The sequence below is a fragment of the Paenibacillus gyeongsangnamensis genome, assembly GCF_027533625.1.
Classification (GTDB): Bacteria; Bacillota; Bacilli; order Paenibacillales; family NBRC-103111; genus Paenibacillus_G; species Paenibacillus_G gyeongsangnamensis.
In genome coordinates, this window is the sequence record NZ_JAQAGZ010000028.1 from 29,134 (window position 1) to 41,303 (window position 12,170).

9 protein-coding genes and 2 pseudogenes are annotated in these 12,170 nt (G+C 46.3%); 9 read left to right on the top strand and 2 right to left on the bottom strand.

Annotated elements, in window-relative coordinates:
• Nucleotides 1–10: 10 nt before the first annotated feature.
• From O9H85_RS31885 to O9H85_RS31925, 9 genes and pseudogenes are all read left to right on the top strand, one after another.
• On the top strand, nucleotides 11–871 hold the full coding sequence (locus O9H85_RS31885) for a sugar phosphate isomerase/epimerase family protein (protein WP_269885413.1): 861 nt from the start codon (nucleotides 11–13) through the stop codon (nucleotides 869–871).
• A 472-nt stretch (nucleotides 872–1,343) separates the two neighbouring features.
• Nucleotides 1,344–2,204 carry a DUF421 domain-containing protein gene (locus O9H85_RS31890; RefSeq protein WP_269885414.1) on the top strand — a complete coding sequence of 287 codons (861 nt, stop codon included), beginning with the start codon at nucleotides 1,344–1,346 and terminating at the stop codon, nucleotides 2,202–2,204.
• Nucleotides 2,205–2,346: 142 nt separating this feature from the next.
• A complete protein-coding gene (hppD, locus tag O9H85_RS31895) occupies nucleotides 2,347–3,459 on the top strand; it encodes a 4-hydroxyphenylpyruvate dioxygenase (RefSeq protein WP_269885415.1) in 1,113 nt (370 codons plus the stop codon).
• Nucleotides 3,460–3,482: 23 nt separating this feature from the next.
• Nucleotides 3,483–4,106, top strand: coding sequence for a flavin reductase family protein (locus O9H85_RS31900; protein WP_269885416.1), 624 nt, complete (start codon nucleotides 3,483–3,485; stop codon nucleotides 4,104–4,106).
• A 10-nt stretch (nucleotides 4,107–4,116) separates the two neighbouring features.
• Nucleotides 4,117–5,159, top strand: a pseudogene (locus tag O9H85_RS31905) (fumarylacetoacetate hydrolase family protein).
• Nucleotides 5,077–6,243: a homogentisate 1,2-dioxygenase gene (locus tag O9H85_RS31910; RefSeq protein ID WP_269885417.1), complete on the top strand. Its 1,167-nt coding sequence runs from the start codon at nucleotides 5,077–5,079 to the stop codon at nucleotides 6,241–6,243. The pseudogene O9H85_RS31905 and the gene O9H85_RS31910 overlap by 83 nt, the downstream one beginning before the upstream one ends.
• A gap of 381 nt (nucleotides 6,244–6,624) precedes the next feature.
• Nucleotides 6,625–7,626, top strand: a complete 1,002-nt coding sequence (locus O9H85_RS31915; protein ID WP_269885418.1) for a LacI family DNA-binding transcriptional regulator — start codon at nucleotides 6,625–6,627, stop codon at nucleotides 7,624–7,626.
• Nucleotides 7,627–7,848: 222 nt separating this feature from the next.
• Nucleotides 7,849–9,150: an ABC transporter substrate-binding protein gene (locus O9H85_RS31920; RefSeq protein WP_269885419.1), complete on the top strand. Its 1,302-nt coding sequence runs from the start codon at nucleotides 7,849–7,851 to the stop codon at nucleotides 9,148–9,150.
• Nucleotides 9,151–9,254: 104 nt separating this feature from the next.
• A pseudogene (locus O9H85_RS31925) lies at nucleotides 9,255–10,132 on the top strand (aldo/keto reductase).
• Between the two features lie 198 nt (nucleotides 10,133–10,330).
• On the opposite strand, the gene O9H85_RS31930 reads toward O9H85_RS31925, so the two are convergent.
• Together O9H85_RS31930 and O9H85_RS31935 are read right to left on the bottom strand one after the other, a co-directional pair.
• Complete coding sequence (locus O9H85_RS31930; protein WP_269885420.1) at nucleotides 10,331–10,954, bottom strand: LysE family translocator; 624 nt, start codon at nucleotides 10,952–10,954, stop codon at nucleotides 10,331–10,333.
• Between the two features lie 68 nt (nucleotides 10,955–11,022).
• Nucleotides 11,023–12,060, bottom strand: a complete 1,038-nt coding sequence (locus O9H85_RS31935) for a LacI family DNA-binding transcriptional regulator (protein ID WP_269885421.1) — start codon at nucleotides 12,058–12,060, stop codon at nucleotides 11,023–11,025.
• Nucleotides 12,061–12,170: the final 110 nt, after the last annotated feature.

Genomic DNA, 12,170 nt, shown 5'->3' on the forward strand with positions numbered 1-12,170 from the left:
GGAAGAAAGCATGAAAAAAGGTAAAATCGGCGTTCAAATGATGATGCTCAAAGGCAAGGTTGAGGAGCTCGGCATCTATGAGACGATGAGAAGGATTAATGAGCTTGGCTACCGCAGTGTAGAGGTGTCGCAAATTCCGATGACGGCCGAAAATGTATCGGAGCTTAAAAGAGCCTCAGCGGATTTCGATATCCAAATTGCTGCGCTTTCCGCCGCTCTGGAGCCCATGATGCCCGGCATGAAAGGTGAAACGTTAGCTGACGATTTCGATAAAATTGTAAACGACTGTAAAACCTTGGATTGCAGCTTTTTACGTATAGGAATGCTTCCGTTCAACCTCATGGGCAGCAAAGATAAAATCATGGAATTCGTTCAAAAAGCAGATGCCGCAGCCGAAAAATTAGCCGGGCACGGAATTGCCTTATATTATCATAACCATCATATCGAGTTTCAAAAATTTGACGGCGAGTACCTATTGGACATAATTAAAGATAATACCTCGAATATCGGTTTTGAATTGGATGTTCACTGGATTCAGCGGGGCGGGGAAAACCCAGTGGAAGTTATTAAAAAGTATGCAGGCCGCATTGCATTGCTGCATTTGAAGGACTACCGCATCGGGCAGCTGGATATGAGCGCCTTGGCGAGCCGAGACATGAGTAAATTTATGCAGGCCTTCACCAATGTGATCCAATTCGCAGAGGTTGGCGAAGGCAGCCTGGATATGAAAGGCATTATAGAAGCCGGTCTTGAAAGCGGGTCGCAGTATTTCTTAGTCGAGCAAGATGATGTTTACGGACGCGATCCGTTTGATTGCTTGAAAACCTCCGCCGACAACTTAAGAAAGTTGGGTTATGCCGATTGGTTTTGAAAGTAAGCAAGCCATTCGGAATTGCCCGATTTGGAAGTCGTTTATCAGGATGTATAAATAAATTTCATCGAATAATACAAGGGTCGATCTTTTGGACATAGCGACAAAAAGGTGGTGAATGAAACTATGCAATGGCTGATGTCTTTGTTAGGAAGACGAAGGAATGCGAATATCTTACAAATGACTCGCAGAAGAGGAATCATGATGTCATTATTTGCAATAGCAGCCGGAGCAACCGCGGTAGGTGTTTCCAGAAGAGCGTCATTAAAACAAGTTGCTTCCAGATTTTTCAGGTAAAAAATAAATCCTCACCTTCTGGGTGGGGATTTATTTTTTGAATAGTAAGATCAAATAGCGGGTAAATTGAAACTGACGAAGCAAAAGTAAACCGGAACTAAATAATCAAATTAAACCAACTCTAGATCGGCTCTTAGGTTGGTTTTATTTATATGTAACGGGGAGGCTATGGAACATGCCCGATTGGCTTGAAGTGGTATTACGAACGGAATTCGCCATCATTACTCTTTTTGTATTGACAAGACTTTTGGGAAAAAGACAAGTTTCTCAACTATCGCTATTCGAGTACATTAACGGAATATCGCTAGGGGGTCTTGCCGTTTATATTTCTTTGCACAGAGAAGCCAAGTGGTATTTAGGATTCGTGTCTTTATCGGTTTGGATATTGATGTCACTCGGAATTGAATATTTGCAATTGAAGAGTAAAACCGCACGAAATTGGATTGACAGCAAAGAAACCATAGTTATTAAGAATGGCAAAATTCTTGAAAATAATTTGAAAAAGGAACGGATCACTTCGGACGAATTGTTAGAACAACTACGAAAAAAAAATATTTTTAAAACATCCGATGTTGAATTTGCCATTATCGAACCGAACGGTGAAATCAACGCACTTGTCAAGAATGAACATCAGCCTTTAACGGCTGCTCATTTAGGAATTAGAGTCAAACCGGAACAGGAACCGCAGACGGTGATTATGGATGGAGCAATCATGGACGAGCCGCTTGCCAGGACAGGGATGAACCGGGAATGGCTTCATACTGAATTGGAGAAATTGGGGGTTACCATTGAAAATGTCTTTTTAGGACAAGTTGATTCCTATGGGGAATTCCATGCAGATTTATTTGATGACCGGATTACAGTTCCGGAACCCCAGCAAAGAGCATCATTATTAGCTCAATTAAAGAAATGTGAAGCGGATTTGGAAATGTTCGGACTCTCAACGAATAATGAACCAATAAAACAAATGTATCTGCAATGCTCAAAAAAACTTGAAAAGATGATTTCGGACCTCAAACCATTACTTATCCAGTAGGACATGGCGGGCCGCTTTGGGCTCGAAGTATATATCAACCTCCAGCAGCATCAATCCCTCCAAATTTCCTGCAATCCATACAGAAGCGTCAACATTTTCCGCGAACACTGAATATGATGGTGGTAAAAAAGGATGAGATTGCATGAAAAAACAAAGACGGATCGGTCGGGATTCTTCTGATTTTTTTCCAGTACGAGAAATCGATTATATAGAATTTTATGTCGGGAACGCGAAACAAGCCGCGCATTTTTTCAGCAAAGGGTTCGGTTTCCGCGCGGCGGCCTATGCGGGTTTGGAAACCGGGGAAACAAGCAAGGTTTCGTATGTGCTTGAACAAAATAATGCCCGATTTGTCGTCACTAGCTCGCTTTCGCCGGATCATCCTATCGCTGAGTTCGTCAAGAAGCATAGCGATGGAGTGAAGGACATCGCCATGCGGATCGACGATGTGGAGAAGGCTTACCGGGAGGCGGTGTCCCGCGGCGGGATCCCTGTGATGGAACCTTGGGAATATACCGATGCCTATGGAACGGTAAAAATGGCTGTTATCGGAACTTATGGAGATACGGTCCATACGTTAATCGACCGCAGCGGATATAAAGGACTGTTTTTGCCGAAGTATGAGCCTTGTGAACTGGCCATTCCCCATCAACCGGCCGGTTTAATCGGATTCGATCATGTCGTCGGCAACGTGGAACGTATGGAGGAGTGGGTGCGTTATTACGAGAAGGTCATGGGCTTTAAACAAATGATTCATTTTGATGATAAAGATATCTCGACGGAGTATTCGGCGCTGATGTCGAAGGTCATGTTTAACGGCGGGCGCATCAAATTTCCGATTAATGAACCGGCAAACGGAAAGCGCAAATCGCAGATTCAGGAATACCTGGACTATTATCATGGTGCCGGTGTACAGCACATCGCGCTGTTGACGAATGACATTATTTCTACGGTATCCGCCCTGCAGCATAACGGCATTGATTTCTTGGCCACGCCGGACAGCTATTATGAAATGCTGCCTAACCGGGTAGGCGCAATTGATGAAGAGATTGCCAAGCTTCGGGAGCTGAACATTTTGGTAGACCGGGATGACGAAGGCTATTTGCTGCAAATTTTCACGAAGCCTATCGTGGACCGTCCGACCTTGTTCATTGAAATTATTCAGCGGAAAGGAGCGGCCGGATTCGGGGAGGGGAACTTTAAAGCGCTGTTCGAATCGATTGAGCGGGAACAGGCCCGCAGAGGCAATTTGTAAATGCGCATAAAGGAGTGGGGAAGATGAAAGTAGATCCCGGCACTTTGGATTGGAAAGAGGCCTACAAATTGCTAATCGGCTCCGTTCTGCCTCGGCCCATCGCTTTTGTCTCCACTGTAGACCAATACGGGCGCTGCAATTTGGCCCCGTTCAGCTTTTTTACCGGTATCTGCGCGAATCCGATGATGGTTTGTTTTGCTCCGATGTTCAGAGGGACGGATGGGAAAAAGAAGGATACGCTCGCCAATATCGAGACGACCGGGCAGTTTGTCATCAACATTGTTGGGGAGCAGATCGCCGCCCAAATGAACGATTGCGCGATGGAATATCCGCCCGAGGTGGACGAATTCATCCAAACTGGGCTTTCCAAAATCCCGAGCGACTGTGTCAAACCGCCTCGTGTTAAAGAATGCGATGTACACCTGGAGTGTACGCTGCATCAAATCGTTACGCTGGGCGAGCATCCGGGCTCAGGCAGTTTGGTGATTGGCCGGGTCGTTTGCGTGCACGTTCAGGATGAACTTTTCGAAAACGGCAAAATCAACAGCGAAAAGCTGCGGCCGATCGGCCGGATGGCAGGGCAAACGTATACGCGGGCTGTTTCGGATACGTTTGAGCTGGAACGGAAGAAGCAGCAGGGAAAGTGAGATGACACGCATGAAATTGGTTACGTACCTCAATGAAAAAAGCGAGCAGCGGGCTGGCTGGGTGCAGGACGGCATGGTGATCGACATGCAGCTCGCCGGCGCTGGAGCGCTGCCGAATGATATGTCGGATTTTGTGGAGGATTCAGCAAAGTATTTGCCGATCGCAAGCCGATTGCAGCAGCAATTTCAGCTGAATGCTGCGGAGCTTTCTGTAGAGCAGCCCCGAAAAGCGTTCCCGCTAAGCGGCATTTCTTTGTGTGCCCCGCTTCCGAAGCCGTCTAGCGTACGCGATTTTTACGCTTTTGAGGAACATGTGAGAACGGCAAGAGCGAGACGAGGATTGGAGATGGTACCGGAATGGTATGAAATACCGGTATTTTATTTCTCCAATCACAGGTGCATTACGGGACCGGATGAACCGGTCCTACGGCCCAGGAAATGTGAATGGCTGGATTTCGAACTGGAAATCGCCTGTGTCATTGGCAAGCAGGGGCGTAATATTCAGGCTGCCGAGGCGGACGATTATATACTCGGATTCTGTATCATGAATGATTGGAGCGCCCGCGATATTCAGCGGCAAGAGGCGAAGGTCGGATTAGGCCCCGCCAAAGGCAAAGATTTTGCCACCTCACTCGGTCCGTATCTGGTTACGAAGGATGAGCTCGCGCCATACCGTACAGGGGATCGTTACAATCTGGAGATGACGGCGAAGGTGAACGGGCGGTTACTATCGCGTGGAAACTTTCGGGATATTTATTATACGTTCGGGCAGATCATCGAGCGTGCCTCGGAAGATGCCGTATTGGTTCCGGGAGATGTGATCGGGTCGGGAACGGTAGGTACGGGATGCCTTCTCGAGTTGGGAACGGAGGTACACCGGTGGCTCGAGCCGGGTGATGTGGTGGAGCTGGAGATCACCGGTTTGGGCGTGTTGAAGAATAAGGTAATGTGAGCGAGAGGGGGAGCGAATATGCCATTTTATCATCGCATGGGGGCAGTCCCGCCGAAGAGACATACGCAATTTCGTCGGCCGGACGCCTCGTTGTACCGTGAACAGGTGATGGGGACGAAGGGCTTTTCGGGAATTCAATCGATTCTATACCATCACCATGCGCCTGCCGAGTTAGTGAAAGTGCAATTGTTGTCTGCGTGCAGACCTCAGTATGAAGAGCAAGGAGCGCTCCGGCACCGGCATTTCCGCACCAACGGATTCAGTCAAACGGGCGATGCCGTCGCCGGCAGGCAATATATTCTCGGCAACGACGATGTGTTGATCGGTATCGTGAATCCGACGGAAGCGATGGACTACTATTATCGTAACGGAGACGGTGACGAACTGATGTTCGTTCATGATGGGTCCGGCAAAGTGGAAACGATGTACGGCACCTTATTTTATCGTCCCGGCGATTATATCCTGCTGCCGATCGGTACGATTTATCGGGTATTGCCGGATCCCGGCAAATCCAAGTTTCTCGTAGTGGAAACGAACAGCTGGATTACAACACCGAAGCGTTACCGCAACGAGCATGGCCAGTTGTTGGAACATAGCCCGTACTGCGAACGGGATATCCGCGTTCCGGACAACTTGGAAACGATTACGGAGAAAGGCGAGTTTGAGGTCCGCACCAAAAAAGGCGGATATCTTCATTCCCATGTCCTTGCCCATCATCCGCTGGATGTGGTGGGTTGGGACGGTTATTTGTATCCGTGGATTTTGAATATTCATGATTTCGAGCCTATTACGGGACGCATCCATATGCCGCCGCCGATTCATCAGACCTTTGAAGGAAACCATTTTGTCATCTGTTCGTTCTGCCCCAGGCTATACGATTATCACCCGCAGTCCATCCCCGCGCCGTATTTTCACAGCAATGTCGACAGCGATGAAGTGTTGTACTACGTTAGAGGGAATTTCGGCAGCCGCAAAGGGATTGAAGAAGGCTCGATAACGCTGCACCCCTCGGGCATCCCGCACGGCCCGCATCCCGGCAAAGCGGAAGAGAGCATCGGCAAAAAGGAAACGAATGAATTGGCCGTTATGATCGATACATTCCGTCCACTGCAAGTCGTGTCGCAAGCTCAGGGAATGGAGGATAAGGATTACGTATACAGCTGGGTTCCACGATCAGAGGCGTAAAGATTGTAAACGGAGCATCGCGGCAGACGGTTTTTACAGGCGCGGAAAACCGTCTCTGATGAAGGAGAAGCCGATAAGGCGGCGGACGCCGATCCAGGCGGACAGCGTCCGATCCGCTCATGCTCCTGTACACATTTAAAATGGACAAGCGATAAAAATTGTACAAATAAATTGTCCGAATCGAAGTGAAGGGAAGCGACTCCGCGGTTAACGTGGAGCTGCCGGGCGATGCCATCCTGAATGCGATCGGCAAGCAAAGCAGCACGGTCATTCAAAACCCTACAACGTTTGAGCAACAAGCAAAAATTCATATTGACTAATTAGTTTTACGGGCTTAAAATTTTAGTAAAATCGAAACGTTTCGATTTTAGGGAGGATACGATGGCAACCATCAAAGATGTGGCAAAATTAGCGGGTGTGGCCGTTTCAACCGCTTCCTGCGCATTAAATGGCGATAACAAGGTGAAGTCATCCACCCGCTTGAAAGTGTTGGAAGCGGCAAAACGATTAAACTATCAGAAGAACGGATTTGCCATGGATTTAAAAAGGAGCAGCACCCAGACGATCGCTGTTATTCTGGAGGGCTTTTCAGGTCCTTATTTCTCCGAATTGTTGAAAGGCGTTCAAGACATTACTTCGGCCAACCGGTACAGTTTAATTGCCTGCAGTTCACATGGCGATGCCGATTCTACGGCAATCAGGTTTTTAAAGGAGAAGCGGGCTGACGGTGTCATTGTTATGGCCTATAATATTAGCGATGAACTATTATTGGAATCGACCAGGGAAGGTTTCCCCATTATCTTGTTAAACAGACATTTGAGAGGGGATTTCATCTTTAACGTTACGATCGATGACGTTCTAGGCGCCAAGACGGCTACTGATTATTTAATTCAAGCGGGCCACAAGGAGATTGCCTTCATCAGCGGGCCGGCAAATTCACAAGCCAGTAATCATCGTTATATCGGGTATAAAGAGAGTTTGAAAGCGAATGGATTAAAGGAGCAGCCCAAATGGGTTCTGCCGGGTAAATTTACGCGTACAAGCGGGTATAAAGCAACGAAGACGCTTATTCTACAGGGAAATTTGCCGACGGCGGTCTTTTACGGTAACGATGAAATGGCGGTTGGCGGGTTGAAAGCATTCGAAGAAAGCGGGATAAAAGTTCCGGATGATATTTCCATCATTGGATTCGATGATATCGAGTTGGCTGAGTTTACGAATCCGCCTCTAACGACCATCCGCCAGCCTAAATATGAAATGGGTACATTGGCGGCTCACCTTATGTTTCAGGCTCTGGGAGGAGGCATCGTAACTCAAGATTACAACCTGCCGACCGAGCTGATTGAACGCGAATCTTGCCGGACCTTTGGGGACCAACGATAAGGAATTTTTCATTGCCCCATTCAATATAAAATCGAAACGATTCGCACATGGCAGGAGTGCCATTTAAGTTGTTTTATGATAGCGCTATCATAAGCCGTTGTTAGATTTGCTTCGAGAGAAAAAGCTTCGTTTCGATTCAACAATGGCAATCTTACATAAAATAAGCGGTTAGTCGTTAGTTCAAGCAAGAAGGAAATCAAATTATGGATTGGGGGAAGTTATGTGTTAAAATTAACGAAAACTATGGTTGCCATGTCCCTTATCGTCTTAACCGCTGCTGCCTGCGGAAAGCAGGAAGAGAAAAAACCGGAAGCGGCCGGAAGCAGCGAGCCGGTAAAGATTAGAGTGTATCAAAAAATAGCCGGCATTTCGGATCAAGAATTTCAAAGATATTTCGTTGAACCTGTGAAGAAGAAATATCCCAACGTCACCTTGGAAATCGTGAGAGGCGGAGATAAAGGGAATTCGGAGGAGGAGCTTCTCGCTAGCAATTCATTTCCGGACATCATTTACGGCAGTAATCCGGGGATACCCAGCTTTATCACGTTGGGACTTGCGGATGATTTAACCGAAATGGTCAAGAAAAATAATCTGGATCTTAATCAATTCGTACCCAGAGCAATCGAAACGATAAAACAGAACGGCAAGAACGGAGAACTGAATGCCCTTCCATTCTCGCAAAACTTTGGCACCTTGATTTACAATAAGGACATTTTCGACAAGTTCGGTGTCCCTTATCCGAAAGATGGCATGAGTTGGGAAGAAACGATTGAGCTTTCCAAGAAACTGACACGGAATATGGACGGCGTACAATATATCGGTCTGGATCCGTATACAGTGGATAAAGTAGGTTCAGGATTGCAGCTGCCTTATGTCGACCCGAAAACGAATAAATCCAGCATTAACAATGAAGGCTGGGCTAAGGTTCTGGGAATGTATAAACAACTTTTTGATATTCCCGGTTACATCGATTCCACTAACAATAAGTATCAATACGGAGTGAACGGCTTCTTCAAGGATAGGAATGTAGCCATGCTCGCACCTTGGCTTGATACGGTGGTCAGCCAGGCCAATACGATCAAAGATTTCAAGTGGGATTTGGCGCAGCTTCCGAACTTCAAAGAAGCGGTAGGTACAGGAAGAGAGTTCGATGAGCACGTGGTCATGCTGTCCAAGGTAAGCAAGCAAAAGGACTGGGCATTCAAGGTCATGCAGTTGGTTACGACATCCGAAGAAGTGCAGACGGATATGACGAAACAGGGAAAAATGAGCGTTCTGAACAAGCCCGAATTGCAGAAATTATTTGCGGCTAATCACGAATCGTTCAAAGATAAAAATATTGGCGCCATATTTAAATCGAAACCGGGCCTCCCTCATATTCCGACGCTCTACGATCCGATCGTAACATCGAAGCTAAATCAAACCTTGAAGGATTTGGCCACAACGAGTAAGGACGTTAACACCGTCTTGAGGGAAACCGAGGAAGCGGCCAACAAAGCGATCGATACAGCTAAAAATAAATAGATTAAAGCTATTATCTAGAGCATTTCGAATATATAATAAAATATATTGCTTTATAAGGAGAATAAACCATGTCTAGAAGCTTGCAGAAGAGAAGAATTGAAAGAATGAATCAAGAAGTGACGTTTATTGGTTTCGGCGCTTTGGAAATCGGCCGTGACTGGGGTATCGGTACGGAAGAGGAAAAGAGGCGGCCGTCTGAGGAAGAAGCGGGTCAAGTTTTAAACGCTGTCCTGGATCTCGGAATAAATCTGATTGATACGGCTAGCGCGTACCACCGCAGCGAAGAACGAATCGGAAAATTTATTTCCGGACACGCGATAAGTATGTCTTGGCATCGAAATGCGGTGAGCACAACAATGAACCCAAAACGTACTACGATTTTTCCTATAAAGCGATTAAAGAGTCCATTGACCGCAGTTTAATGTTGTTGAACACCGATCATATTGATGTGATGCAGATTCATTTTGGGCCGGACCCGCAGAAAGTTTTAGATGACGGGGAAACGGTTGCTGCTATGAAAGACGCAAAAAAGGAAGGCAAGATACGCTTCCTCGGTGCCTCCATCGACGGCGAGTTGGCTAAACGCTGCATCCTTAGCGATGATTTCGATGTGATGCAAATGGACTACAGCCTTCTCAATCAAAAAAATAGTGAAAATATCCGACTCGCTAAAGAGAGAGGGATGGGTGTATTTATCCGCGGAGGATTAGCCTATGGAAGATTAACTCCCCGAGTGAAATTTCTGATGAGCGGAGAATTTCAGGGGAAGGAAACCATCGGAAAGCTGCTTCATTTGGTCAATGATGATGCAGATGCATTGACCGTTTTAGCGCTGCAATTTCTCTATCGAAACGAAGGGATCAGCTCTGTTCTGGTGGGGACCAAAAACCTGAATCATTTGAAAGCGAATATTACTAGTTTGGACCGGCCTTTTGATGACGAGCTAATTGAAAAAGCAACAAATATCATAAAATCACTCTAAAGTTGATTGAACAATGGCCCGCCAGAGGAACACTTTGATATCAAGGTGCCCCTCTGGCGGGCCATTTTGTTTAGTTGATAAGAATTTATAAGTTTTCGTAGCTTATAGCTTCGCATCAACCTTGGTAAACGCGCTAGTCCTTATAAGACAAGGACGGCGTAGCCGTTTATCCTGGATGAAAATTCGGACAGTGCGACTTTACTTCTCACTAAAGGCAATTTTTAACCCTATTAGCCCAAACAACGAGCCTTGAATCATGTTTATTTTATTTGATATTGACGAATTTTTCCGTAAAAAACAACCCACTTTTTCTGAAAAAACACTAATGATAATAAAAATGAGTATTGCCTGCAGCAAAAAGATAATTCCCAATATAAGCATTTGCAGGGTTACTTTGCCCGTTGAATGATCAACAAATTGAGGCAATAATGCCAGAAAAAATAAGGATACTTTTGGATTAAGGACGTTCATTAAGATCCCTTTTTTGTACAATGATTTGAGGTTTAATGAACTCATATTATTGATAGTAAGATCAGATTCTTTCTCACGAAATGACTTCCATGCTAAAAATAACAAATAGGCTGCGCCTAAATACTTTACTATAGCAAAGGCCAATGCCGATTGATAAATGACCGCTGAAATTCCAAGTGTTGCAGCTGTAATATGTACGATTAGGCCCGAACAAAGCCCAAAAGCCGTTACGATGCCTGCTTTTTTACCTTTTGATATGCTCTGAGCAAGAACAAACAAATTGTCTGGACCAGGCATCAATGTAAGCAGTAAGGCCACTCCCAAAAAAGAAAAGACAGTTACTAAGTCCATATGAATCATTCTCCAATGTAAACAATTACTCTTCCTTATGCGGTTGAAAGTGAAGATGGCGTTTAACGCTACCCCGATTGCCGCGAGATGAGCCGGAACGACAAGACGATTTTTTCCGGCGGCATTCCAGGCTTGGACAATCTGTGCTGCAGCGCATCTACCGCACGGTAGCCGAGCACTTCCTTGCCCAGCTCCACGGTCGTTAACGACGGTTCCGAGTAAGCGGCTCTGTCGATGTTGTCGAATCCGACGACCTTGCTTTGTTCCGGTATCGAAAACCCGGCTTGTTTGAGCTGATTCAACAATTCAACCGCAATTTGATCATTCGCGCAAATGTAGCTATCGGGAATCGAGCCGGGGGCGAGCGACGAGATTTTACTCTTCAGCATGGGGATCCATCCCCCTTCATAAGGCAAATCCCACTTATCGAGCGCTACCGCATGCGGCCCCGTCCGATTCTCTTCATCCACTGCAATTCGGCAGCCCCACCATCTCTCCTTAAAGCTGACGGCATAATCGTCGGAGCCGACGAAGATAATCGATTTGCTTCCCTCCGCGATTAAACGTCTGCACATCGATTTAGCCGCGTCAAAATTGGAAAAGACAACGCAATCCAAGTCGGATAGCGGCTCTTCATGATCAGCCAGCACGACGGGGAGCTCCATTTTTTTGATCGACAGTAAAAAAGAAACCGGCAGACTGCCGATGACAATCATCCCGAGACACGATGCGCGGTCCGCATAGGAGGGAAAGGCAAACTCCGGATCTTCGCCGGAATTGGAGATAATCAAATGGTTCCAGCCCAAGGCGCCGCATCCGTTGACGATTCCAGCCAGCACCTGGTTCCAAAAATAAGGCTCGTCGAGCTTCGAGGAATGGATCCAAACGAAAATAAATGGATTAACTTTGTTAGGTGTTTTGTTAGTCTCTGTTTGTGGTTTGTGTTTTTTGCTGTTGATTCGATATCCCATCGCCTTTGCCATCTCCAATACTTTGGCCCGGGTTTCTTCACTGACGCCTTGCTTTCCGGACAAGGCTTGAGACACGGAGTATTTGGAAATTCCCAATCGGTCGGCAATAAGCTGCATCGATATTTTTTTTGACATGCCTTCACCATCTGTCTATAAAATTCCGGATTGCAACAAAGTCAAGTATTAGGGATAGGACTGAAAAAGTCAACTGCCTGCAAGCGAAAATCCGTATTGACGTTTGGTGG